This is a genomic window from Streptomyces corallincola, assembly GCF_019104725.1.
GTDB classification, from domain to species: Bacteria; Actinomycetota; Actinomycetes; order Streptomycetales; family Streptomycetaceae; genus Streptomyces; species Streptomyces corallincola.
This window is the reverse complement of sequence record NZ_JAHRXF010000018.1, coordinates 81,293-105,065: the sequence shown is the minus strand read 5'-3', so window position 1 is coordinate 105,065 and position 23,773 is coordinate 81,293. Positions and strand designations below refer to the sequence as shown.

The 23,773-nt window shown below is 74.1% G+C and carries 20 protein-coding genes; 12 read left to right on the top strand and 8 right to left on the bottom strand.

Features of this window, described 5'->3' with window-relative positions:
- Positions 1 to 133: 133 nt before the first annotated feature.
- On the top strand, positions 134 to 385 hold the full coding sequence (locus KUM39_RS14495) for a DUF5133 domain-containing protein (protein ID WP_217786012.1): 252 nt from the start codon (positions 134 to 136) through the stop codon (positions 383 to 385).
- A gap of 71 nt (positions 386 to 456) precedes the next feature.
- On the opposite strand, the gene KUM39_RS14490 is transcribed toward KUM39_RS14495, so the two are convergent.
- Complete coding sequence (locus KUM39_RS14490; protein ID WP_217786011.1) at positions 457 to 1,326, bottom strand: Rieske (2Fe-2S) protein; 870 nt, start codon at positions 1,324 to 1,326, stop codon at positions 457 to 459.
- A gap of 247 nt (positions 1,327 to 1,573) precedes the next feature.
- On the opposite strand from KUM39_RS14490, the gene KUM39_RS14485 reads away from it, so the two are divergent.
- Positions 1,574 to 3,412 carry a gamma-glutamyltransferase family protein gene (locus KUM39_RS14485; protein WP_217786010.1) on the top strand — a complete coding sequence of 613 codons (1,839 nt, stop codon included), beginning with the start codon at positions 1,574 to 1,576 and terminating at the stop codon, positions 3,410 to 3,412.
- 110 nt (positions 3,413 to 3,522) lie between these two features.
- Positions 3,523 to 4,365 (top strand): inositol monophosphatase family protein, encoded by an 843-nt coding sequence (locus KUM39_RS14480; RefSeq protein ID WP_217786009.1) that lies wholly within the window; start codon positions 3,523 to 3,525, stop codon positions 4,363 to 4,365.
- Between the two features lie 132 nt (positions 4,366 to 4,497).
- Here the strand turns inward: KUM39_RS14480 and KUM39_RS14475 are convergent, their stop codons facing one another.
- A complete protein-coding gene (locus tag KUM39_RS14475; RefSeq protein ID WP_217786008.1) occupies positions 4,498 to 5,493 on the bottom strand; it encodes a hypothetical protein in 996 nt (331 codons plus the stop codon).
- A gap of 315 nt (positions 5,494 to 5,808) precedes the next feature.
- Between KUM39_RS14475 and KUM39_RS14470 the strand changes: the two genes are divergently transcribed.
- Both KUM39_RS14470 and KUM39_RS14465 read left to right on the top strand, forming a co-directional pair.
- Positions 5,809 to 7,218: a phytoene desaturase family protein gene (locus tag KUM39_RS14470; RefSeq protein ID WP_372455757.1), complete on the top strand. Its 1,410-nt coding sequence runs from the start codon at positions 5,809 to 5,811 to the stop codon at positions 7,216 to 7,218.
- Positions 7,215 to 7,736 (top strand): O-acetyl-ADP-ribose deacetylase, encoded by a 522-nt coding sequence (locus KUM39_RS14465; protein WP_217786006.1) that lies wholly within the window; start codon positions 7,215 to 7,217, stop codon positions 7,734 to 7,736. The genes KUM39_RS14470 and KUM39_RS14465 overlap by 4 nt, the downstream gene beginning before the upstream one ends.
- Positions 7,737 to 7,842: 106 nt before the next feature.
- Here the strand turns inward: KUM39_RS14465 and KUM39_RS14460 are convergent, their stop codons facing one another.
- Positions 7,843 to 8,853: an aldo/keto reductase gene (locus KUM39_RS14460; RefSeq protein WP_217786005.1), complete on the bottom strand. Its 1,011-nt coding sequence runs from the start codon at positions 8,851 to 8,853 to the stop codon at positions 7,843 to 7,845.
- Between the two features lie 153 nt (positions 8,854 to 9,006).
- Here KUM39_RS14460 and KUM39_RS14455 point away from each other — a divergent pair, with 153 nt between their 5' ends.
- On the top strand, positions 9,007 to 9,900 hold the full coding sequence (locus KUM39_RS14455) for a LysR substrate-binding domain-containing protein (RefSeq protein ID WP_217786004.1): 894 nt from the start codon (positions 9,007 to 9,009) through the stop codon (positions 9,898 to 9,900).
- A 25-nt stretch (positions 9,901 to 9,925) separates the two neighbouring features.
- On the opposite strand, the gene KUM39_RS14450 is transcribed toward KUM39_RS14455, so the two are convergent.
- From KUM39_RS14450 to KUM39_RS14430, 5 genes are all read right to left on the bottom strand, one after another.
- Entirely contained in the window at positions 9,926 to 11,473 is a 1,548-nt protein-coding gene (locus KUM39_RS14450) for a protein kinase family protein (RefSeq protein ID WP_217786003.1), read from the bottom strand.
- Positions 11,470 to 12,414: a hypothetical protein gene (locus KUM39_RS14445; protein ID WP_217786002.1), complete on the bottom strand. Its 945-nt coding sequence runs from the start codon at positions 12,412 to 12,414 to the stop codon at positions 11,470 to 11,472. The genes KUM39_RS14450 and KUM39_RS14445 overlap by 4 nt, the downstream gene beginning before the upstream one ends.
- On the bottom strand, positions 12,411 to 13,265 hold the full coding sequence (locus tag KUM39_RS14440; RefSeq protein ID WP_217786001.1) for a vWA domain-containing protein: 855 nt from the start codon (positions 13,263 to 13,265) through the stop codon (positions 12,411 to 12,413). Before KUM39_RS14440 ends, KUM39_RS14445 begins: the two co-directional genes overlap by 4 nt.
- Before the next feature lie 82 nt (positions 13,266 to 13,347).
- On the bottom strand, positions 13,348 to 15,954 hold the full coding sequence (locus KUM39_RS14435) for an outer membrane protein assembly factor BamB family protein (RefSeq protein WP_217786000.1): 2,607 nt from the start codon (positions 15,952 to 15,954) through the stop codon (positions 13,348 to 13,350).
- Complete coding sequence (locus KUM39_RS14430; RefSeq protein WP_217785999.1) at positions 15,951 to 17,987, bottom strand: outer membrane protein assembly factor BamB family protein; 2,037 nt, start codon at positions 17,985 to 17,987, stop codon at positions 15,951 to 15,953. The genes KUM39_RS14435 and KUM39_RS14430 overlap by 4 nt, the downstream gene beginning before the upstream one ends.
- A 410-nt stretch (positions 17,988 to 18,397) precedes the next feature.
- Here KUM39_RS14430 and KUM39_RS14425 point away from each other — a divergent pair, with 410 nt between their 5' ends.
- The 6 genes from KUM39_RS14425 (at position 18,398) to KUM39_RS14400 (ending at position 23,681) form a co-directional block, all read left to right on the top strand.
- The gene (locus KUM39_RS14425) at positions 18,398 to 19,246 is read left to right on the top strand and encodes an STAS domain-containing protein (RefSeq protein ID WP_217786026.1); all 849 of its coding nucleotides are present in this window, start codon (positions 18,398 to 18,400) and stop codon (positions 19,244 to 19,246) included.
- Complete coding sequence (locus KUM39_RS14420) at positions 19,243 to 19,611, top strand: STAS domain-containing protein (protein ID WP_217785998.1); 369 nt, start codon at positions 19,243 to 19,245, stop codon at positions 19,609 to 19,611. The genes KUM39_RS14425 and KUM39_RS14420 overlap by 4 nt, the downstream gene beginning before the upstream one ends.
- 13 nt (positions 19,612 to 19,624) lie before the next feature.
- Entirely contained in the window at positions 19,625 to 20,044 is a 420-nt protein-coding gene (locus KUM39_RS14415; RefSeq protein ID WP_217785997.1) for an anti-sigma regulatory factor, read from the top strand.
- Positions 20,041 to 21,150, top strand: coding sequence for an ATP-binding protein (locus KUM39_RS14410; protein WP_308288133.1), 1,110 nt, complete (start codon positions 20,041 to 20,043; stop codon positions 21,148 to 21,150). Before KUM39_RS14415 ends, KUM39_RS14410 begins: the two co-directional genes overlap by 4 nt.
- 89 nt (positions 21,151 to 21,239) lie before the next feature.
- Positions 21,240 to 22,247: a YhjD/YihY/BrkB family envelope integrity protein gene (locus tag KUM39_RS14405; RefSeq protein WP_308288132.1), complete on the top strand. Its 1,008-nt coding sequence runs from the start codon at positions 21,240 to 21,242 to the stop codon at positions 22,245 to 22,247.
- A 153-nt stretch (positions 22,248 to 22,400) separates the two neighbouring features.
- Entirely contained in the window at positions 22,401 to 23,681 is a 1,281-nt protein-coding gene (locus tag KUM39_RS14400; protein ID WP_308288131.1) for a hypothetical protein, read from the top strand.
- Positions 23,682 to 23,773: the final 92 nt, after the last annotated feature.

Sequence of the window (23,773 nt, the reverse complement as noted above, 5' to 3'; positions counted from 1 at the left end):
GGGGGGCCCCCCCCCCCCCCCCCCCCCCCGGGCCCCCCCCCCCCCCCCCCCCAAGCGCCCCCCCCCCCCCCCCCCCCCCCCCCCCCCCCCCCCGCCACGAGCCCCCGAGCCCCCGAAATCAGGAGCCCACCCGATGCTGATGCCCCTCCCGGCCACCCTGCGCCTCCTCGTCAAGGACTACGAGACCCTGCTCGCCGAGGAGACGCTCGCCGGTGCCCCCGCGCCCAGCCCCCGGCTGCGCGACCTCGCGTACACGCTGTGCGTCTCGACCGGCACCCGTGACACCGCCGACGCGCTGCGCACCGCGCACGCCTACCTCGACACCCACTCCGGCCGGGTGGCCGCTCCGGCGCTGGCCGGGCGTTCCGGCACCGCGGTGGTCTGACCGCGGGGGGGCGTCCGGCCCGTAGGGGGTGCCCGACCCGTAGGGGTGTCGGCACGCCGCGGACCCGGCCCTCACCCCTCCAGCCGTACTTCCACCCGCCCGGACACGATCCGGACGGCGAAGCAGGGCTGGGGGGCGGTCGCCGGGCCCCGGACGTTCCAGCCGTCGGAGAGCCGGAACTCGCTGCCGTGCCAGGGGCAGCGGACGCAGCCGTCGGTCAGCTCGCCCTCGGACAGCGGACCGGCCAGATGACCGCACCGGTCGGCCAGGACGTGCACGGTCCGCTCGTCCTCGCGGACGACCAGCACCGGCACGTCGTCCAGATGGCGGCGGATCGGCTCGCCGATGGGCAGCTCGGTGAGGTCCGCCAGCCGGTGCCAGCCCGGCGGCACGACCTGCCGTACGTAGTCGGCGTGGTTGGCGCCCGCCGCCTGCCGGTAGGCCAGGTGGCCGCCGAGCGCGCCGCCCGCGCCGGTCGCCGTCAGCCCGGCGAACCCCAGCAGCTTGCCCAGCCCGTGCCGCCCGCGCAGCCGGGCGGCCAGCGAGCCGGCGAACAGCATCACCGCGACCCCGTTCGACGCGGCGTGCACCACCCCCACTCGCTGCTGCTCCGGCGACAGCTGCGCCCAGTCCGCCCACCCCGCCACCGCCGAGGGGAACGCGGTGACCAGCCCGACCCCGATGAGGACGGACTGCGCCCCGCGGACTCCGGGCAGCAGATCCAGCACACCCGCCGACAGCCAGGTACCGACGGGCACCTGCACCAGCACCGGGTGCAGGGGGTGCCCGATCTGGCGTCCGTGCAGGACATCGCGTACTCCGGGGCCGAGCGGGACGGCCTCCACCGCCTTGCGCACCGCGTCGATCAGACGGTCGGCCCCCTCCCACCGCCCCAGGCGGTCCACGGCCGACAGGACAGCTTCGGAACCGGGCTGCTTCATCGGTCCTCCCTCGTCGTCGTGCGTCCGGCCCGAGTAGCCCCAGCGGGGGCGGGGAAACGCGGGCGCCCGTCCGGGCGGGGCGGGGCGGTGGCGGCGCCGGTGGGCCGGGCGGCTCCGGGGCCGGGGCGGGCACGGGCCGCAGGGGGCCGGTGGCGGCGGGGTTAGGGTGCCGGGGACGTGATCACCGTCCCCGAGTGCCGGTCCGGTGTGTGCCGGGGCGGCGGACGAACACGAGGTGAGAGGCCGTATGTTCACCACCCGTCCCACCCTCCAGGGCACCTTCGGCATGGCGTCGTCCACGCACTGGCTGGCCTCCCAGTCGGCGCTGGCGGTGCTGGAGAGCGGCGGCAACGCGTTCGACGCGGCCGTCGCCGGAGCGTTCGTCCTCCACGTGGTGGAACCGCATCTCAACGGCCCGGCGGGCGAGGTGCCGATCCTGCTCGCCCCGGCGGGCGGGGAGGTGCGGGTGCTGTGCGGGCAGGGCGTCGCCCCTGCGGGCGCGACCCCCGCGCACTACCGGAGCCTCGGCCTGGACCTCGTCCCCGGCACCGGCCCGCTCGCCGCCGCCGTACCCGGCGCCTTCGACGCGTGGATGCTGCTCCTGCGCGACCACGGCACCAAGTCCCTCGACGACGTGCTGTCCTACGCCATCGGGTACGCCGAACACGGCCACGCCCCCGTGGAGAAGCTCGGGGAGACCGTGGCGAGCGTCCGCGAGCTGTTCACCACCCAGTGGACCTCCTCCGCGCGCGTCTACCTCCCCGACGGCCGCCCGCCCCGCCCCGGCACCCTCTTCCGCAACCCCGCCCTCGCCGCCACCTGGAAACGCCTGCTCGCCGAGACCGCCGGGGCGGGCGACCGGGAGGCCCGCATCGACGCCGCCCGCGCGGTGTGGCGCACCGGATTCATCGCCGAGGCCCTGGTACGGCAGTCCGGCCGCCCCACCCTCGACACCAGCGGCACCCACCACACCGGCACGCTCACCGCCGCCGACCTCGCGGGCTGGTCCGCCGGGTACGAGGCACCGGTGACGTACGACTGGAACGGCTGGACCGTCTGCAAGGCCGGGCCGTGGAGCCAGGGCCCCGCGCTGCTCCAGCAACTGGCGCTGCTCCCGGCCGAGTTGCCCCCGTACGGCTCGGCCGAGTACGTCCATCTGCTGGTCGAGGGATGCAAGTTGGCGATGGCCGACCGGGAGGGCTGGTACGGGGACGCGGCCGAAGTCCCGCTGGCCGAGCTGCTGTCGGACGAGTACAACGCCGCGCGCCGTGCGCTGATCGGGGCGGGGGCGTCGTACGAACTGCGGCCGGGGAGTCCGGGCGGACGGGTGCCGAGGCTGCCCGCGTACAGCCTGGTGGAGAGCGATGGCCGGGGCGGCGCGGGCTCCGGGGGCTTCGATCCGATGGGCGCGGGGGAGCCGACGGTGGCACGCGGTGACGACTCGGAGGACGCCGGGTCATGGGTGGACTCCAACGGCGCGACCCGTGGCGACACCTGTCATCTGGACGTGGTGGACCGCTGGGGCAACATGGTCGCCGCGACGCCGAGCGGCGGTTGGCTCCAGTCCAACCCGGTCGTCCCCGAACTCGGCTTCCCGCTCGGCACGCGGCTCCAAATGGCCTGGCTGGAGGAGGGGTTGCCCAACTCCCTCGCTCCGGGGCGCCGTCCGCGTACGACGCTCACCCCGTCGATGGCGTTGCGTGACGGGGTGCCCGTGCTGGCGTTCGGTACGCCGGGTGGCGATCAGCAGGACCAGTGGCAGCTGAACTTCTTCCTCGCCGTCGCGCTCCGGGCTCCGGTGCGGGGCGGCCTCGATCTCCAGGGCGCCATCGACGCGGCCAACTGGCACACCGACGCCTTCCCCAGCTCCTTCTATCCGCGCGGACACCGGCCCGGCAGCGTCACCGTCGAGTCGCGCGCGGGGGAGGAGGTGATCGCCGGGCTGCGGGAGCGGGGGCACCAGGTGACGGTGGCGCCCGCGTGGTCGGAGGGGCGGTTGTGCGCGGTGGCGCGGGACCCGGGGACGGGGATGGTGTCGGGGGCGGCCAATGCGCGGGGTATGCAGGGATACGCGGTGGGGAGGTAGCGGTGGGGAGGTAGGGGAGCCCGGGGAGCCGCCCCGCATTTCACCCTCATTCCACCCCCGGTACACCGAACCGGTGCGGATTGTCGGTGGGGCGTGGTCTCATGGACGGCATGATCGACGCAACAGAAACCATCGACGAGTTTCTCGCCCGCCATTCGGCCGACGTGGAGGCCGCGGTCCGCAAGGCCGCGGCGGCCGAGATCCTTCCCCGTTTCCGCCGTCTCGCCGCCGACGAGGTGGACCAGAAGAACGGCCCCCACGATCTGGTCACCGACGCCGACCGGCTGGCCGAACGCATGCTCACCGGGGTGCTCGGCGGCCTGCTTCCCAGCTCGAAGGTGGTCGGCGAGGAAGCCGTCCACGCAGACCCCTTCTCCTACGAGGCGCTGCGCGGCGACGCACCGGTGTGGATCATCGACCCGGTGGACGGCACCCGCCAGTTCGTCCACGGTGACGACGGCTTCTGCACCCTGGTCGCCCTCGCCCACCGGGGCACCGTCCTCGCCTCCTGGATCTACGCGCCCGCCCGCGAACAGTTCGCCACCGCCGTACGCGGCCGGGGCGCCTGGCTGGACGGTCGGCGCCTGCTCCCCGGCCCGCCCGCCCCCGGCCGGGACCTCACCGTCGCCACCTCCCACCCCGACTTCACCACCGACGCCCAGAAGCGCGACCTCTCCGTCCTCTGGACCGACGGCATCGACGCCCGTCCCTGCGGTTCCGCCGGACTGGAGTATCTGGCCATCGCCCGCGGCGAGTTGGACGCCGTCGCCTTCTCCTGGGAAGCGGCCTGGGACCACGCGGCCGGTCTCCTCCTGGTGGAGGAGTCCGGCGGCATCCACCTCACCCGCACCGGCGACCCCTTCCGCATCACCGGCGACAACGCACTCCCCTTCACGGCGGCACGGGACGCGGAGACGGCACGACGGATCGCGGAGCTGCTGCGGCACGGGTGAGTGCGTCCGGCGGCACCGGAGAGTACGCCGAGCCGTCCGCAGCGGATTTCGCGGACGGCTCGGCGTACGACCTTCCGCGGAGCGCCTGGAGCGCCTGGAGCGCCTGGAGCGCCTGGAGCGCCTACGGAGCGGCTAGAGCAACTGCGTCTGATAGACGAAGTTGTCGGAGTACAACGCGCGGAAAGCGCCGTGGAAGAGAACGACGCGCGGCCCGGAACCGCTGTTCAGGTTCCACAGTTGCCGGTGATCGGTCCAGGAACCCCAGTTGACCCGCTGGATACCGCTGGACATCACCGCGGTGCCGCCCATGTAGACGAACATGCCGGACCAGTGGTTTCCGTCGCCACGTGCCCGTACGCCGATGCGCAGGTCGTTTCCGGCCGCGGCGATCCCGGGCGCGCCCGACGCGAGCACGCTGGTGCCGTAGTTCGACGAGTTGACCACGGACCACGAGGTTTCCAGGTCCATGCTGTTGTTCGAGGCCACCCGGATGACGACCTGCGCGATGTGGCCGTCGAGCTGGGTGACCGCCATCAGCACGCGGTTGCCCGAGGGGAACGTCGCCACCGCGGGGCTATCGACCGTGACCCCGGCCGAACCGGGCACCTGAGTGGACTGCCAGTTGCCGCCGCTGTCCACGACCACGGCGTAGACGGCTCGGTTGCCGCCGACGTAGGCCACCATGAGCTGGTCCCCGTTGACCAGGGTCAGCCCCACCGGCTGTGATGTGCTCTGGCCCGGAATGGGGCCGAGCGGCCTCGACCACGGGCTGCTGCCGCCGGGACTCGGAGCGCTCTCCCAGACCGCCCAGTAGATCTGGTGGTCGCGGCCCACCCAGTAGACCGTCGGCAGGCCGTGCCACACGACGAGGGTGGGTGCCACGTCGGATATCGCACCCGGCACCGGGATCACGCCCCGCCCGTCGAGCATGGTGTAGACCTGACCGTCACCGTTGCTGGACAGCCAGCCCATCATGTCGTGCGGGGTTCCGCAGCAGTCGTCCCAGGCGACCGTCGTCGGCACCTGTCTCGACCGGACGTTCTGGTTGGCGCCGTACGCCTCCCAGCTTCCCTCGGCGGCTGAAGCCGTCGAAATGAGAGAAACGAACACCGCGATCGTCGCCGTCAAGAGGACAGCGAGCTTTCGCCATGTCCTCGTTCTCGAAGACATCTCACACCCTTCTCTTCCTGCTCCCGGGGAGAACCGGTCACCGGCGGAGGATGCTCCATGTCCCGCACCGCATCGTCCCCTCCCGCGACCTCCCTGCAACACGAAGACGCGGCACGCCCGGGTTCATCAACCGGGCCGGGGATGGGTATCGCGCGCGACTCGGCTGAGCGGTCCGAGCCCCGCCCGGGTCGCGTCCTCGGCTCATGGTGGTGGGGCGGCATAGTGTGGGAGGGGGTTGTCATCGGCTGACGAAGGGGTCTGAAGGTGTCGGCGGTGCTGGATGTGGTGGTGGTGGGGGCGGGACCCAATGGGCTGACCGCGGGGGTGGAGCTGGCGCGGCGGGGTTTCTCCGTGGCGGTGTTCGAGGCGCGCGGGACGGTGGGCGGCGGGGCCCGGACGGAGGAGCTGACGTTGCCGGGGTTCCGGCACGACCCGTGTTCGGCGGCGCATCCGCTGGGGATCAACTCGCCCGCGTTCCGGGATCTTCCGCTGGACCGGTACGGGCTGGAGTGGCTGCACGCCGGGCTGCCGATGGCGCATCCGTTCCCCGACGGGTCGGCGGCGGTGCTGTCCCGGTCGGTCGCGGAGACGGCCGCGTCGTTCGGGCCGCGGGACGCGGGGGCGTACCGCAGGCTGATCACGCCGTTCCTCGCCCACTGGGACACCCTCGTGCGGGACTTCATGTCGCTGCCGCTGACCGCGCTGCCCCGCGACCCGCTCACCCTGGCCCGGTTCGGGCTTGCCGGGCTGCCGCCGTCCACCTGGCTGACGCGGCGCTTCCACGACGAACGGTTCAAGGCACTCTTCGCCGGACTCGTCGCCCATGTCATCGCGCCGCTGAGCGGCATCGGCACCGGCGCCGTCGGCCTCGTCTTCGCGCTGGCCGCGCACGCGCGCGGCTGGCCGGTGGCGCGCGGCGGCTCGCAGGCGATCTCCGACGCGCTCACCGCGTACCTGAAGGATCTCGGCGGCGCCGTGCACACCGACTACGAGGTCAAGCGCCTCGACGACCTGCCGCCCGCCCGCGCCTACGTCTTCGACACCTCCCCGACCGCGCTGGCCCGCATCGCGGGCTTCGGCGGCCTGTACGACCAGTACCGCTACGGAGCCAGTGTCTTCAAGGTGGACTACGCCCTGGACGGCCCGGTGCCCTGGACCGCGCCCGAGGCACGCGCCGCCGGAACCGTGCAGCTCGGACCCACCCGCGCCGACATCAGCACCGCCCTGCACGCGGCGTCCCGCACCGACCGCGCTCCCGAGACACCGTTCCTGATCACCGTGCAGCCCAGCGTGGCCGACCCGACCCGCGCCCCCGAGGGCAAGCACGTGTTCTGGGCGTACGGCCATGTGCCCAACGGCTGGGACGGCGACCTCACCGACGCCATCGAACGCCAGCTGGAGCGGTTCGCCCCCGGATTCCGGGACCGCGTGCTGGCCCGCGCGACCGCGGGGCCGCCCCAACTCGCCGCCAAGAACGCCAATTACGTCGGCGGGGACATCGCGTGCGGCGCCGCCTCCGGACTCCAGCTCCTGCTGCGGCCCCGGCTCACCGCACACCCGTACCGCACCCCGCACCCGGCGGTGTTCCTCTGCTCCTCCGCCACCCCGCCCGGACCCGGCGTGCACGGCATGTCGGGACACAACGCGGCGAAAGCCGTCTGGAAGAGGCTCCGGCAGTCATGACCACGATCTCCCTCGCCCAGGGCGACATCACCCGCTTCCACGCCGACGTGATCGTGAACGCGGCCAACTCCTCGCTGCTCGGCGGCGGAGGTGTGGACGGCGCGATCCACCGCCGGGGCGGTCCGGCGATCCTCGCGGAGTGCCGCGAACTGCGCGCCGGGCACTACGGCAAGGGCCTCGCCACCGGGCAGGCCGTCGCCACCACCGCCGGTGAGCTGGACGCCCGCTGGGTCGTGCACACCGTGGGACCCGTGTGGGCGGCCGACGAGGACCGCTCGGCGCTGCTCGCCTCCTGCTACGCCGAGTCCCTCCGCGTCGCCGACGGCCTCGGCGCCCGTACGGTCGCCTTCCCGGCGATCTCCACCGGCGTCTACGGCTGGCCGATGGACGACGGCGCCCGCATCGCCGTGGAGACCGTGCGGGCGGCGGCTCTCACCTCCGTCGAGGACGTGACCTTCGTCCTCTTCGACGACCGGGCGCACGGGGTGTTCGCCGCGCGGCTGGGCGACGACTCGTAGCGCCCCCGGCCCGGTACGCGCGAGGATTGCGAGGGCCGACCCGGAATGCTCCGGCGGCGCCCTCCAGCTCGGTGGGGCGACGGGCGGAGTGGTGGGGTGGGGGCCGTCAGGCGGCCGGGACCGGTGCGGTCGGGGAGATCAGGCGCTCGTCGCGCAGGGCCTGCCAGAAGGCGGCCGGGACGGTCTCGTGCAGGGCGGCGGCGTCCTCCGCGATCCGGCTCGGCCGGGTGGCACCGGCCACGACGGCGGCGGTCGCCGGGTTGGCCAGCGAGAACTGGAGCGCGGCCGACTTGATGCCGATGCCGAAGCGGGCGCACAGGGCCTTGATCCGCTCGACCTTGTCGATGATGTCCTTCGGGGCCTTCTGGTACTCGAAGTGCTGGCCGCCCGCGAGGATGCCGGAGCTGTAGGGGCCGCCGACGACCATGTCCACGTCCTGTTCCACGGCGGCCGGGAGCAGCCGTTGCAGCGCGCGGTCGTGGTCGAGCAGGGTGTAGCGGCCCGCGAGCAGGAACCCGTCGGGCTTCGGCTCGTCCAGGTCGAGGGTCAGCTCGATCGGCTCGACGCGGTTGACACCGAGGCCCCAGCCCTTGATGACGCCCTCCTCGCGCAGCCGCTGGAGGACGCGGAAGGCGCCGGTGCGGGCGCTCTCGTAGCGGGCGAGCCAGTCGTCGCCGTGGAAGTCCTGGGCGATGTCGTGCACCCAGACGATGTCCAGCCGGTCGGTGCGCAGCCGCTTCAGGCTGTCCTCGATGGAGCGCAGGGTGGCGTCGGCGGAGTAGTCGTCCACCATCCGGTTCGGCCGGCCGTGCTCGAACAGGCCGCCCTTCTCGCCGAGTTCACGGCTCGCGGGGTCCTCGACGTCGTCGAGGACCACCCGGCCGACCTTGGTGCTGAGCACGTACGCGTCGCGCGGGAGCCCGTCGAGTGCCTCGCCGAGCCGCAGCTCCGCGAGTCCGGCGCCGTAGAACGGGGCGGTGTCGAAGTAGCGGATTCCCTGGTCCCAGGCGGCGGCGACCGTGGCGGCGGCCTCCTCGTCGGGGATGGCGCGGAACATGTTGCCGAGCGGCGCGGTGCCGAAACCGAGCGGGCCGGGGAGGAGGGGCTTGATACCCATGAGACGAGATCCCTCTCTGTGGTGCTTTCACGGAGTACCGCACGTTCTGGTGCGAAGTGCGGACTACGCCGTGCTTGCCCTGTCGAGGCTAGGATGCGAAGTTGAGACTGTCCAAGACTCGCTTGGACGCGGTTGAGTCCTGAAAGGTCTGAGATGCTCGACCTCCGGCAACTCCGGTACTTCGTGGTGGTCGCCGAGACGGAACACGTCGGCCGCGCGGCCGAACTTCTGCACATGTCCCAGTCTCCGCTCAGCCGCCAGATCGCTCAGCTGGAGAAACACCTCGGTCTGGCCCTGTTCGAGCGCAGCCAGCAGCGCATCCGGCTCACCGCCGACGGCCGGGTCTTCCTCACCGAGACGCGGGCACTGCTCCGGCACGCGGACCGGCTGGAGAACCTGGGCCGCAGACTCGGCCGGGGTGAGGAGGGCGGGCTGTGCATCGGGTACGTCAGCGACGCCATGAACGCGGGCGTGCTGCCCTCGGCCCTGCGCGACCTGCACGGCGACCGGCCGGACGTCCATGTCGCGCTCTACCGGATGACCGGCGCCGAGCAGTTCGAGGGACTGCGCCAGCGCAGCCTGGACATCGCGTTCGTGCCCGAGCCGCCCGCCGAGGACGACCCCGACCTGACGGCCGCGCTGCTGCTGGAGGATCCCCTGCTGCTCGCGCTGCCCGCCGGGCATCCGCTCGCGGAGGCGGCGGAGATCCGGCCCGCCGACCTGGACGGGCAGCCCTGGATCGCGGTCGAGAACAGCCAGGACCCCGGCTGGCGGGACGACTTCGTCGCCGCCTGCGCCGCCTCCGGCTTCACCCCCGACATCCGGCTGGAGGCGACCGAACCGCTCACCGCGCTCGGCCTGGTGGCCTCCGGCCTCGGTCTGGCCCTCGTCCAGCGGAGCATGCGGCACGGCTCGTCGCAGGACGTCGTCGTCCGTGAACTCCCCTGGCTGCACAGCTCGTTCCGGCTCTGGGCGGCCTGGCACCGGGTGGACCTGCGCCCGGTGGTGTCGTCGTTCCGGGGCAGGGTGCTGGCACTGGCCGAGTGAGCCCCGTCGCCCCGCCCCGTGCTTCCTACGGGGCCGGGCTCGGGGACGGCAGACCGGCGCACACGAACGGCAGCCGGTCGCAGAATCCACCGGGCACGGCGTCGTCGCGCGCGGCGATGTGCAGCGCGATCAGGACCCCGGCCAGCAGCACCAGCAGCACGACCAGCACCCACGGCCACGTACGGCGCCCGGTACGGCGCGGCTCCGGCACCGGCCCCGCCGACCGCCCGGCGGCCGTACGGCCACTCCGCTGGGCTTCCCGTCGCTGGGCGGCCCGGCTGGTGTGCGGCGACGGGTCGGAGCGGCGCGGATACGGCGGGGGCTCGGCGGCGGCCCTGCCGCACGGGGATGCGGGCGCGGCTTCCCGTACGGGCCCCGGCGCTGGTGTCGGACCGGGGGTGTGGGGCCGGGCCGGGTCGGGCGCCGGGGGCCGGGTCCCGGTAGGTCCGGAGGGCGTACCCGGGGCGGAAGCCGGGCCGGGAGTCCGGGTCGCCCCAGGCGCACCGGCCGCCCCGTGCGCCCCTGACGCCTCACACGTCCCGTCCGCCCCCGGTGTGCTGTCCGGCGCCGCGCGCTCGGCCGGGGGCGGTTCCCCGAAGACCGGTGCCGTACGGGGTGTCTGTGCCGGGATGCGCCGGACGACCGGCCGGACCCGCTCCAGCGGCGGGAGGGCCCGCGGGTCGGCGGCCAGGTCGCGCAGCACCTGGGTGGTGAGGTCCCGTACCTCCGGATCGGCGCTGCGGGAGAGCGTGTCGAACGCCCTGGACGCGGCCGGGTCCGCGAAGTCCTCGGTGCCGAGCAGTAGCCGCTCGTCCTCCTCGTCCCGCAGGTCCGTCCACAGCTCGGGCGACGCGGCGACGGCGAGCAGACTGAGCTGGATCACCCGGGCCGGGAACCGGTCCATGCGCGGGCCGAACAGGGTTCCGGCGCGCGGGTGCTGGTAGTGCCGGTGACCGCCCTCGGGCCGGGCCGCACCGGCCAGCCCCGGCACGTACATCGCGTCGTAGTCCACCAGCCGCACCCGGCGCCCCGCCGACACCAGGATGTTGCCGTGCTGGAGGTCGCCGTGCGCGATGTCCAGCTCCTCCAGCCGCAGCACGACATCGGTGAAGTCCCCGGCCAGCTTGCGGAGATAGGTGCGGTTCGCCACGTTGCGGTCGATCCACTCCAGGAGACCGGGGGCGCGTATCCAGGACATCTTGGCGATGGGCCAGTGGTCGTCCCCGACCCGGATGCCCTCGGGCACGAACTCGATGGGCACGTACCAGCGTTCGACGTCCGGGTCCACCGAGGCGAGGTGCGCGCAGATGCTCCGGTAGCGCTCCGGGCGGATGTCGGAGGCGCGGGTGAAGCACTTGACGCCCCACTCGCGCTGACCGTCCGGGGAGTGCAGGTGGTACACCCCGCCGAAGTTGCCGCTGCTCGCCATCGGCCCGAGCAGGATGTCCTCGGTGACCTCCGCCGACCGCAGATCGGGGTCGCCGGGGAAGCAGAGCCGGGGGTGCTGGAGCGCCGTGCTGTAGTCCCCGAGCGTGGGGAAGCGGCGCATGGCCGTGGTCTCGGACTCCGTCATCGCACACCCCCCGCCGCCGGACCCCCGCGCCCGCCCGCCGTCCCGCCCCCGGCCCGCCCGCCGGTCCCCGTGCCGCTCTCCATGCCGGTCTCCGCGCCTGCCCCCGTGCCGGTTCCCCCGCCGGTTCCCGCGCCGGGCGGGACGCCGAGCACCGCGGTCGTCAGGGTCACGTCGTCGTTGCGCAGCGCGCCCCTGGCCCGCAGGCCCGACACGAGGTCCTCGAACGCGCCGGTGTCCCGCGCGGCGGCGGCCAGCCGCTCCCAGGGCGGCACACCCGCCTCCTCGGCCTCCAGCGCCCAGAGCGCCAGCGCGTCGCTGGCCAGGTGCAGCACATCGCCGGTGACCGCCCGGCCGCCGGTCAGCGCGATCCGCCGGTCCCCGTCCGGGCCCAGCACGTTCAGGCTGTGCACCAGCGCCGGGGTCCGGTTGAACTCCTCGGCGCGGGTCAGCGGGAACGCGGTGAGCAGCACACCGTCCCGGACATGGAACAGGTCGCAGTCGCCGACGGCGGCGGCCCGCCAGTTCCACGCGGCGGTCCGCCCGTCCCCGTCCGGTTCCGGGACCACGGCGACCGCCTGCACGGTGGCCGCCGCGCCCGCCGCGAGCAGCCGGGGCTCCCAGTAGTGCAGGTCGCGGCCGAGCGCGCGGACATGACAGCGCAGCCGGGCCGGCCACCCGTCCGCCAGCCCCGTCAGCAGCTCGCGCAGGGCGTACGGGTCGGACAGCGTGCGCAGCGGACACGCGCACAGCTCACCGGCCAGCATCCGCGCCCACTCGCCCGACATGGCGCTCTCGGTGGCACCGTCCGCGACCGCCAGCCGCCAGACGGCCGGAACGTCGTCCGCCCCGGCCCCGCCCTGGACGCTGCTCGCGGCGGCGTCCTCGTACTCGTCCGGGGTGTTGCCCGCCTTGTGCAGCCGCCGGACCGTCACCGTCGTCACCGTGCGTGCGCTCCGGCCGCGGGCGGTACGAACCGGGTGCCGATGTCCAGCAGGTTGATCACGTCCACGACGTTCCCGTTGAACACCAGACCCCGGCTGCCGTACCGGGCGCGTACCCCGAGCGAACCGGCGATCTCCCGTACCCGGTCCGGGAGTTCACTGGACATCTGGAACAGCAGCTGCCCCTCCGGGGGCAGCGTGTCGTGGTTCTCCGGATACAGCATCGGCTCGTGCCGGTCGGCCGTCACATGGGCGTTGAACAGCAGCACCTGGCCGTCCTGGGTGGCCAGCGAACGCAGCCGGGTGGCGGCGGCGACCGGGGACTCCCCGGTGGCCAGGCCGTCCGTCAGGTTGATGACGATGGGCGGGAAGCTCCGCGTGTTCTGGCTCACCCACTCCGACACGAGGTCGTGGGCGTAGTCCAGGGCCGCGCTCATGTCGGTCAGGCCCAGCGCGTCCGTCTCGACCCACACCGGGAACCGCACGGGTACGGGCACGACACCCCCGGCGTTGTCCGGGCGCATCTGGGTGCGCTCCTCGATCCGGGCGGGGTGGTCGCGCAGTTCGCTGATCGTCACCATGTCCTTGTCCGCGAGCGCCCCGCAGAACAGGGAGCGGACCGTGTCGTTGTAGCCGATGATCGAGATGTCGTAGAGGTTCTTGATCTTCGACGGGTCCTCCTGCGCGGCCCGCTGCACCAGCTCGTGGACCAGCCGGTTCAGCGCGTCGGCCACCTCCTCCGACTTGGGGCGGTCACCGCCGAAGAACGGCGTCTCCATCGAGCCGGACTGGTCGATGAGCAGGACCACGTAGGCCCGCTGGGTACGGCTGATCTCGGCCTCGTACGGCATGGGATGTCTCCGCTCGGTGACTGGTCTCTGTGTGCGATTCGGGTCGGCGGTACGGGGGCGGTGGTGCGGCGGTCCGGAGCGGTCAGCCGGGTCCGTTGAAGTGGATGGCGAGGGTGGCGTCCAGGTCAGGGTCCATGCCCAGCAGCCCCGGCGGGCCGCCGGAACCGTCCCGGACGGCCACCGCGTGCAGGTGGCAGTCGGACGCGCCGGTGAACACCCGCCCGGCCGCGACGAGCAGACCGGAACGGCCGAACCGTCCGCCCGCGCGCCACGACCACAGCGACCGCCCGTCCTCCGCCGCGACCGCCCGCAGACGCCGGTCGCGGGTCGCGGCGAGCAGCGCGCCCTGGCCGTACGCGGGTGGCCCGGTCACCGGTGACGGCAGCCCGAGAGTGCGCAGCGGGCTGCCCGACACGGCGTCGAAGGTGTGCAGGACGCCCGCCGTGCCGACGGCGGTGCCCACGTGCACGACTCCGTGCGCGGCGAGCGGGGGACCCACGGTCCGCTGGTCCGTCGCCCGGACCCACACCGGTTCGCCCGAGGCCGCGTCGTGCGCGTGGACCCGGCCGTCGGGCGTGGTGCCGAACAACAGGCCGTCCTCCAGCGCGAGTTCGAGGCCGCCCAGATCGCCGAGTTCGTACCGGGACCAGATCACCGAGCCGTCACCGGCCAGCCGGTGCAGACCGCCCGCCGTCGTCACCCAGAGGCAATCGGAGCCCGCGAGCGGTGAACTGGCCGCCACATCGGCCGGGTTGCCGGGCGGGCGGACCCGGCCCAGCCGCCCGTCGCGCAGATCGACCGCCTGGAGCAGGCCGGTGATCCCGCCCAGCCAGACGTGGTCCCCCAGTACGGCGGGCGCCGAGCCGAGCGGATCGTCGATGGGCACCGCCCAATCCGCCTGCCCCGTAAGCCTGTTGACGCTGTGCAGCATGCCGTCCCGGCTCGCCAGCAGCACCCCGCCCTCGTACGGCACCGGCCGCGCCCGGCACGGTCCGGCCGTCCGGAACCTCCACAGCACGCTGCCGTCCCGCACGTCCACGGCACAGAGCGCGCCGGTGTCGCGGTCGGTCCCGGCCGCGTAGAGCACGCCGGACTCGTGGGCGAGGGGGGCGTCGGGCAGGAACCCGAGGTCCGTGGTCCAGCCGGGGGCCGGGGTGGTGGCCGGTGCGGTGGTGTGGAGCGGCATGGTCGAGGTGGAGCGCGATGTGCGGTGCGAGGGAACGGAGTTGCGGGCGGCCAGGGCGGCGCGGGGGTCCACCCCGGCGGGCATTCCCCCGGCGAGGTACGGGCGTTGGCGTGCGGGGTGCGGGACTGGCGGGGGGTTCGGCTCAAGGTGGGGCTGGGGCTGGTGGGCCGGGTCGGGCTTGGGGCCGGGGTCGAGGCCGGGCTCGGGATCGGCAAGCTCGTGGGTCGGGTGGTCGCCGGGCTCGTCGGAGAGCGGCCCGGATGTATCGAACTGGGTTTTCCGATAAGCGAGTTCACCCGAGTTCGGCCCCTGGCTCGGCATCTCGGCCGTCGCGGGAACTGCGGGTGTCGCAGGGGCCGCAGGAGTCGCGGGGACCTGGACCGTCCGAGCGATCTCGACCGTCCCCGCCGACTGGACCGTCTCCGCCACCTCGACCGTCTCGACCGTGTGCACCGTCTCGGCGGTCGCGGCCTCCCGGTACTCCCCGTTCTCCCCGTACTCCCCGCTCTCCCCGCTCGCCCCGGGCTCTTCGAACTCCCGTGCTTCCCCTGGCTCTTCGAACTCCTCGCTCTCCAGTGCCCGGGTCGCCGGTCCGTCCGCCGGGGCCGGTGTGACGGTCTCGGGTGACGGGGTGAGCAGCACCCGGTGCTGCCATTCCGCGCGCAGCCACTCCTCGCTGAACCGGGCGGCCTCCAGGGCGTTGGCCGCCATGCGGGCCACCCGCTGGGCCGAGGGCCGTCTGCGGGTCTGGGTACGCAGGCAGCGCTCGACGAGGTCGTGGACCGCCTCCGCGCCCTCGTAGGGGGCCTTGAGGTTGGTGCTGTGGCGCAGCACCATGCCGAGCGCGAACACGTCGGCCGCCGTGCCGCCGCGCCAGCCGGTCCGGCCGGCGAGTTCGGGCGCGAGATGGCGGAGGCCGAACTCCGGGTGTCTCGGCAGTGGTTGGAAGTGGTTGAGGTTCGCGGCGGCCCGGCGCAGCGGCCCGGCCAGTGAGTGGTCGGCCAGGACCGGACCCTCGCTCGTGCACAGGATGCTGGTCGGGTCGAGCGCGCCGTGCTCGCGGCTCTCCAGGTCCAGCAGGTGCAGTGAGCGGGCGACCCGGTGGGCGAGCCAGAGGGCCAGTGGCGGCGGCAGCAGCCCGGCGCGCTCGGTGAGCCTGCGCAGGGTCGGCGACGGGACGTACTCGGTCACGACGCAGAGCCCCCCGGTGTCCAGCGGTGCCACTCCCCGGACGCGGACGGTGCCGGGCACGGAGCGGTCCCGTGCCAGTGCCGCCGCGCGCTCCAGGAGGCCCGGCAGTACGGCGTGGTCCGTCCAGTGCGGTTCCATCCGCACCAGCGTGACCAGCGAGCCGTCGCGCAGATGCCCGGCGCGGCTCTCCCCGAGCAGGCTGTGGCGCAGCAGCCGTCCCTGCCGGAACGCGGGCACCGGGCCACGGGCCGTGCCGTCCCGTTCGCCCGGTGGCGCGCCGTCCTTCGTCCGGCGGTGCGAGCGGCCCATCATGGCCGCTCCGCGCCGTCGAACGCGCGGGTGCGGCCCGCGCCCAGGTCCACGGCGTGCACACGGGCGTCGGAGGTGCCGACGTAGACGAGACCGCCCGCCACCGCGACGGCGGACTCGATGGCGCCGTCCGCCTCGAACCAGGGCCAGAGGTGGCCGGTGCTGGGCCGGACGACGTGCAGTACGCCGTCCGCGCAGCCGACGTACAGGCACGCGCCGTGCGCCACGGGGGTGCTCCGCACGGCGGCCCCGAGGGAGTGGCGGCGGACCTCGGTGCCGTCGGCGGGGGAGAGGCCGTAGAGGAGGCCCTCCGTGCAGCCCGCCCAGACCAGGCCGTCGTGCACGGCGGGCGAGGCGACGACCCGGCCCTCGGTGCGGAACGTCCAGCGGGGTGCGCCGGTCGCCGCGTCGAAGGCGTACAGGTGCCGGTCGCCGCTGCCGACGAGGACCGTGTCGCCCGCGACGACGGGGCCGCCCTGGAGTTCGCCGCCGGTCGCCGTGCGCCAGCGGACGGTGCCGTCGGACGCGTCGAAGGCGTACACGAAGTGGTCCCAGGCCGCGGCGTAGACCGCGCCCCGCCGGGAGCAGAGCGCGGGTGCGGCGAGCACGGCGCGGCTGCCCGCCCCGGCCTGCCAGCGGACCCGTCCGCTTCCGGCGCCGAGCGCGGTGACCCGGCCGTCGCGGTCGCCCACGCAGACCAGCGGACCGGCCGCCGCCGGGGTGGAGGGCGCGGTGTCGCCGGTGCGGTGGCGCCACCGCACCTCGCCGGAGGCGGCGTCCAGGGCGTAGACGCCCCGGTCGGCGCAGGGGACGACGACCGTGTCGCCGGTCGCGGCGAGGCCGCACTCGATCCGGCCGGGCAGCGGGCGGCTCCACACCGGCTGCCCGGTCGTGCCGTCCAGCGCGTGCACGGTGCCGTCCAGCGAGGCGACCAGCACCCGGTCCCGGTACGGCAGCGGGGTGCCGTAGTAGCCGTGCCCGGTCAGGGCGAACGACCAGCGCGGCGCGATCCGCGTCCTGGCCCGGCCGGACGCCCGCGGGCCGGGCCGGGTGGGGGTGTGCGGGCGGCGGGGGCGGGGCTCCGGGGCGCCGCCCGGCTGGGGGAGGCGGACGTTCTCGTACCGCTCCAGCACCTCCTGGGCGCGCGGGGGCAGCCATACCCGTGCGCCGAGTCCCGCCACTCCGCCGGGTCCGCCGGGGCCGCGCCCCGCGGTGGCGAGCCGGTCGGCGCGGGCCAGCAGGGTCGGGGCGGTGGCCCGGTCCGCGACCTCCGGGGCCATGCAGGCGGCGGCCAGCGCGTGCGCGTCGGGGGGCAGCCCCGGTACGTCCGGGGTGCCGTCCGCGCGGCGGGCGACGCGCAGGCCGCTGTCGTCCAGCGGGGGGTTCTCGCCGGTGAGGGCGTACAGCAGGACCGCGCCGAGGGCGTAGACGTCGGTGGCGGCGCAGATTCCCCGGTCGCGCATCTGCTCGGGTGCCGCGTAGCCCAGGGTGCCCATCGGGGTGAGGGCGCGGGAGGGCTGGTCTATGTCCCGGACCAGTCCGAAGTCGATGAGGCTCGGGCCGTCGGAGGTGACGAGGATGTTGGACGGCTTCAGGTCGCGGTGCACCAGGTGCAGATCGGCCAACCGGAGCAGGATGCGGGCGAGTTCGCGGACCAGCGCCATCGCGGCGGGCAGCGGGAGCGGGCCCGACTCCTCCACGAGGTCCTTCAGCGTCGGCGCCTTCACGTAGTCGATGGCCAGCCACGGCCGGTCGTCGTCCAGGCTGTACATCTGCACGGCCGGGGTGGAGTGACCGCCGAGCCTGCGGCAGGCCGCCACCTCCCGCGCGAACCGGCCCCGGAACACGGTGTCCCACTGCTGGTCCGTACGGATCGTCTTGATCGCGGCGGGGCGGCTGCCGCGGGCGAGTTCGCCGAGGTAGACGGTGCCCATGCCGCCCCGGCCGATGACCGCGTGCAGCCGGTAGTCACCGATCGAGAGCGGGTCGTGGTCGCCCAGGGGCAGGAGGACTTTCGCAGCCGCGGAGGTAGCCATGACCGAAACCGCCTACAGGTTCGAAGCCGACAAGTGCAGTCCCAGTCGAAGCAGCTTCAAAGCAGCTCATACGTAAAGGAGTTGTGCAGGATGGATGTTAGTAGACCTGAATGTCCGTGATCAATGCAAAGCCTGTTTTTCACTGATGGAATACGTGATCGAATGAGGTACGGCTTTTCGAGCGAAATGAGGATTCCGGGATTCCGGGATTCCGGCCGGCCCGGTCCGGTCCGTCGCCCCCGTCACCCCGGCCCTCCCCGTCACCCGGCTGCTCGGTCGCCCGCCCGGGCGATCCGGTGTGCCGCGCATCACATGGAAGGGGAGGTGTGAAGTGCGGGAACGGGGGCACCTCCACGCCTGCCCTTAAGGTGCGGGCGGGTAGGCAAATCGAGATCTTGGGTGAGGACGACGTGGCGATCGAGAGCAGCACACGACTGCTGGCCGAGAAACTGACCGCAGAGCGTGAGACGTTCCTCTCGCAGTGGGTCCGGACGATCGGTGAGGACCTCCAGGGCCGACTGAGCATGGCCGAACTCGGCCGCGAGCTGGGCGAGTTGTACGAGGCCATCCTCCAGGCCCTCGGCACCGGCGGCCTCGACGGCCGGGGCGAGCGGTACGGCGAGGTGCGCAGCCTCCTGATCGAACTCTCCCGCAACCGGGCCCGCCAGGGCTTCACGCCCACCGAGACCGCCCGCAGCGTCTTCGCGCTCAAGGAGGTGCTGGAGCCCTCCCTCACCGGGGACCAGGAAGGGGCCCGCGCCTACCTCCAGTTCGCCCGCCTGCTCGACGACCTCGGCCTGCTCACCACCGAGGCGTACGTCCGCACCCGCGAGGAGATCATCTCCTCGCAGGCCGAGCAGCTCCTCGAACTCTCCACCCCGGTCGTGAAGCTGTGGGACGGCGTGGTCGGTGTGCCGCTGGTCGGCACCCTGGACTCCGCCCGCACCCAGGTCGTCATGGAGAAGCTCCTCCAGACCCTGGTGGACAGCGACTCCACCCAGGCCATCATCGACATCACCGGTGTCCCCACCGTGGACACCCAGGTCGCCCAGCACCTGCTGAAGACCGTCGTCGCCGCCCGCATGATGGGCGCCCAGTGCACCATCTCCGGCATCCGCCCGCAGATCGCGCAGACCATCGTCGCGCTCGGCATCGAGTTCGGGGACATCCCGACCAACGCCTCGCTCGCGGACGCGCTGCGCCAGGCCGTCGCCGAGGTCGCCAAAGAGTCCGAGAACGACGCGCGGGGGCTGCTGTGAGCGACCGCGTCCCCGTTCTCAAGATTGGACGCGTCCTCCTCGTCTCGATCCAGCAGGACCTGGAGGACCAGATGGTCATGGACCTCCAGGACGACCTGTCCCGGCGCATCGTGGACACCGGCGCCAAGGGCGTCGTCATCGACATCTCCGCGCTGGAGATCGTGGACTCCTTCGTCGGCCGGATGCTCGCCGACAACGCCTCGGTGTCGCGGCTGCTCGGCGCCGAGACCATCGTCGTCGGCATGCGCCCCGCCGTCGCCATGACCCTGGTCGAACTCGGCCTGTCCCTCAAGGGTGTCCGCACCGCCCTCAACCTGGAGCGCGGGCTGAAACTGCTCCGGCGGCTCGGCACGGACCCGGCATGAAGGACGACCCGGCATGAAGGACTACGGAGCCTCGGCCACCCCGGCCGAGACCGTCCAGGTGGCCACCAGCGGGGACGTCGTGACCGCACGGCAGATGGTGCGCACCCTCGCCCAGCGGGGCGGACTGGGCCTCGTCCACCAGACCAAACTGGTCACCGCGGCCAGCGAACTCGGCCGCAACATGCTCGTCTACGGCGGCGGCGGCGTGGTCCGCGCCGCCGCGCTGAGCGACGCCGGACGCTCCGGCATCTACGTCGAGTTCCGGGACGAGGGGCCCGGCATCCCCGACGTGGAACTCGCCCTCACCGACGGCTGGACCTCCGGCAACGGCATGGGGCTCGGGCTGAGCGGCGCGAGACGGCTGGTGGACGAGTTCGACATCGCCTCCGGGCCCGAGGGCACCACCGTGCGCATCGTGAAGTGGGCACGGTGAGCACGACCGTCGTCACCGAGGCCGGGGACGTGCACTGGCTGCGCGCCGGTGCCGCGCTCGCCGCCGCCGCCCGCCGCCAGGCCGGTCAGCTCGCCCGGGGCATCTGCATGTCCGACGAGCGCGTCGCACGCGTCGAGCTGTGCGTCACGGAACTCGCCACCAACCTGCTCAAGCACGCCACCGACGGCGCCCTCGCGCTGCGCGTCGTACGCGCCCGTGACCGGGTGGCCGTGGAGTGCCTGTCCCTGGACAGCGGGCCCGGCATCGACGACATCCCGCGCGCCCTGCGGGACGGCACCTCCGCCACCGGCAGCCTCGGCATCGGCCTCGGCGCCGTACGCCGCCTCGCCGACTCCTTCGGCGTGCACTCGCTGCACGGCCGGGGCACCGCCGTGCACGCCCGGTTCTGGGCCGGTGACACGCCGCCGCCGGGCCCGGTGGAGACGGGCGGCCTGACCCGGCCGATCAGCGGGGAGCAGGTCTGCGGGGACACCTGGGCGGTACGGACGGTGGGGGGCGGCACGCCGGGGGCGGGAGCGGCCTGCGGCACGGGCCGTACGGAGGCCGCGGACCTTAGGGGGAGCGGCGACACCGGGAACGGCTCCGGTTCGCTGCTGCTGATGTGCGACGGGCTCGGACACGGGCCGCTCGCCGCCCGTGTCGCCGACCGGGCCAGGGGCGCCTTCCGGGACAGTCGGCACACCGACCCGGTGGCGGTCCTCGCCGACATCCACCAGGACCTGCGCGGCACGCGGGGCGCCGCCGTCGCCGTCGCGTTCGCGGACCCGGTCGCCCGTATCGTGCGGCTGGCCGGCGTCGGCAACATCAGCGCGCTGGTCGTGCACGAGGGCGGGCGCAACGGGCTGATGTCCCTGCCCGGCATCGTCGGCGGCCAGATGCCCCGCACCCGGGCCTTCGAGGCACCGTTCCCGCCCGGCGCCGCCCTCGTCCTCCACTCCGACGGGCTCAGCGACCGCTGGAAACCCGCCGACTTCCCCGGTCTCTTCACCCAGGACCCGGCCCTGGTCGCCGCCCAGCTGCTCAACCAGGCGGCGGTACGACGGGACGACGCGGGGATCGTGGTCGCGGTGCACCGGCGGCACTGACGGCTGCTCTCCGGGTGCCGGGCCGGGCGCGGGACGCCAGGCTGGCCGCAGGGAGAGGACCAGAGGAGTGGTGCCGTGCCGATCACCGGGTGGACGCCGTACCCGGCCGCCCCGCGCCGCAGATGACGACCGGCGGGCACGGCAGCCGGGGCCCCGCCGGGCGCCCGCGTCCGGCCGCGGGAGTGCGGCGCAGACCCGTGCGGCGGGCCGGACGGTGGCAGCGCCGGACCGCCGCGTGGCACCGCGCGAGCCAGGCGCTCGTCGCGCGGGCCAGGGCCGCGCACCGGGCGGCGGAGCGCCGGTTCCCGGTCGTCACCCACCTCGCCGACCGGCTGGTCTCCGTCAACGTCTTCGACTCCGCGACCCGGCTCGCCGCCCAGTGCTTCCTGACCGCCGTCCCCCTGCTGTTCGTGTTCGCCGCCTACGCCCCGCCCGCCGTACGGCGTCAGGTGGTGGACTCCGCCAAGGCGGTGATCGGACTGCGCGGCCCCGCCGAGGCCCAGCTCCAGCACGTGCTGCAACCCGCCACCCACGACCTCCAGCAGGCCACCGGGGTCATCGGCGGGCTCATGGTGCTGCTGTCCGCCACCGCAGTGAGCCGGGCGCTGCAACGGCTGTGCAGGCGGGCCTGGCAGATCCCGCGCGGCACGACCCGCGTCGCGCCCTGGCGCTGGGTGGCGTGGCTGGCGCTGTGGCTGGCCGCGATGGTCCTCCAGGGACTGCTGCGGGACGGCCTCGGACTCGGCGCCTGGCTCGGCGTACCGCTGCTCGTGCTGATGCAGGCCGGGCTGTGGTGGTGGACCCAGCACCTGCTGCTCGGCGGCACCGTCGGCTGGAAACCCCTGCTGCCGGGCTCGGTGCTCACCGCGCTCGCCCTCACCGCGCTGACCGCCACCGCCGCGCTCTACATGCCCCGCGCCCTCGACCGCGCCCTCTCCGACTACGGCCCCGTCGGCTCCGTCTTCGTGCTGCTGTCCTGGCTGATCGTGGTCTGCGTCGCCGTCGCCGTCACCCTCAGCACGGGCGCCGTCGCCGCCCAGGAACCGGCGCTGGCCCGCAGACTCGGCAGCCCGCCCCGGCGCGGCGGCGGGACGTAGGGCCTGCCCTCACACTCCCCTCCGCCCCGCGACGCCCGGCACGGGGCGGAGGGGAGCCTCGTCCGTTCGGACCGTCCAGCGCGCGGCACCCGCCGGTGGCTGACGCAATGGGGAGGTCCCCAGCAGATCCGCCCGCCCCGCGCCGGAGGCCCCGTGACCGCGCCGCCCGAACCGACCTCCCCGTCCCGCGCGGGCCGCCGCGCGGGACGGGTCGCGCGCGCCACCGCCTCCGCCGTGCTGACCGTGCTGACCTGTGTGCTCGTCCCGGTGGCGCTGCTCGCGGTCTGGGTGCACGACATCGTCCTCGACACCGACCGGTACGTCGCCACCGTCGCCCCGCTCGCCACCGACCCGGCCGTCGAACAGGCCGTCGTGCACCGCGTCACCGAGGCCGTCGGCGACCAGGTGGACGGGCCCGCCGTGGCCGGGGACTTCGCGTCCTGGCTCCAGTCGCTCGGCCTGCCGCCGCGCGCCGCGAACGCCGTACGGGGACTCGGGCCGCAGATCGACACGGCCGTGGACACGGCGGTCACCAAAATCGCCACCAAGGTCGTGGACAGCGACGCCTTCGCCACCACCTGGCGGGGCGCCAACCGGGTCGCCCACCAGGCCGTCGTCCGCGCCCTCACCGGCGAGGGCCGGGGCGCGCTGGACATCGACGACGGCACGATCTCCCTCGACCTCGGCACGGTCGTGGACAAGGCCCGCACCGAACTCGTCGATGCGGGGCTCACCCCGGCCAAGAACATCCCGGACATCGACAAACAGTTCACGCTGTTCCACTCCGACCAGTTCGCCGAGGTCAGGAAGGGCGCCCACCTGCTGAACGTGGTCGGCAACTGGATGCCCGTCCTCGTCGTCCTGCTCGGCGCCGCCGGGGTGTTCCTGGCACGCGGCAGACGGCGCGCCCTCGCCCGCACCGCCCTGGGCGCGGCCCTCGCCTCGCTGGTGGTCGCCGTCGCGCTGGTCGTCGTACGGCACCACCTGCTGGACCATCTGCCGCCGCAGGTGCAGTCCAAGGCGGCCGTCGCGGCCGTGCTCGACACCCTGCTGCGCTTTCTCAGGGCCGCGCTGGTGACGGCGGTCGTGCTCGGGGTGGTGATCGCGCTGGGCGCCTACTTCACCGGGCCCGGGCGGCTGCCCGTCGCCGTGCGGGGCGCCTCCGAGCGCGGGGCCGACACCGCCGCCCGCTGGGCCGCGCGGCACCATGTCCGCACCGGGCCCGCGGGCACCTGGACGCTGGCGTGGCGGCGCCCGCTGACCGTGGCCGTGCTGCTGGTCGTCGCCTGCGTCTTCGCCTTCTGGAACCACCCGACCGCGCCGACCGTGCTGCTGCTCGTGGGCGTTCTGCTCGCCGCCCTCGTGGTGATCGCGCTGCTCGCGGCGGGCGGGCGCGTGGAACGGGACCGGCCCGCCGCACCCGTACGGCACTGAGCCGCGCCCCAGGGCCGCCCCCCTGCTCCGGCCGTGCCCGCCCCCTGCCCGGCCCGCACCCCCGCGACCTGCGCGCCGACCCGAACCCTGCG

Coding starts and splice junctions, on each gene's coding strand:
- KUM39_RS14450 (WP_217786003.1), bottom strand. CDS start 11,473: ATGACGGAGTCCGAGACCACGGCCATGCGCCGCTTCCCCACGCTCGGG.
- KUM39_RS14490 (WP_217786011.1), bottom strand. CDS start 1,326: ATGAAGCAGCCCGGTTCCGAAGCTGTCCTGTCGGCCGTGGACCGCCTG.
- KUM39_RS14430 (WP_217785999.1), bottom strand. CDS start 17,987: ATGGCTACCTCCGCGGCTGCGAAAGTCCTCCTGCCCCTGGGCGACCAC.
- KUM39_RS14415 (WP_217785997.1), top strand. CDS start 19,625: ATGAAGGACTACGGAGCCTCGGCCACCCCGGCCGAGACCGTCCAGGTG.
- KUM39_RS14440 (WP_217786001.1), bottom strand. CDS start 13,265: ATGCCGTACGAGGCCGAGATCAGCCGTACCCAGCGGGCCTACGTGGTC.
- KUM39_RS14480 (WP_217786009.1), top strand. CDS start 3,523: ATGATCGACGCAACAGAAACCATCGACGAGTTTCTCGCCCGCCATTCG.
- KUM39_RS14455 (WP_217786004.1), top strand. CDS start 9,007: ATGCTCGACCTCCGGCAACTCCGGTACTTCGTGGTGGTCGCCGAGACG.
- KUM39_RS14485 (WP_217786010.1), top strand. CDS start 1,574: ATGTTCACCACCCGTCCCACCCTCCAGGGCACCTTCGGCATGGCGTCG.
- KUM39_RS14495 (WP_217786012.1), top strand. CDS start 134: ATGCTGATGCCCCTCCCGGCCACCCTGCGCCTCCTCGTCAAGGACTAC.
- KUM39_RS14435 (WP_217786000.1), bottom strand. CDS start 15,954: ATGATGGGCCGCTCGCACCGCCGGACGAAGGACGGCGCGCCACCGGGC.
- KUM39_RS14465 (WP_217786006.1), top strand. CDS start 7,215: ATGACCACGATCTCCCTCGCCCAGGGCGACATCACCCGCTTCCACGCC.
- KUM39_RS14460 (WP_217786005.1), bottom strand. CDS start 8,853: ATGGGTATCAAGCCCCTCCTCCCCGGCCCGCTCGGTTTCGGCACCGCG.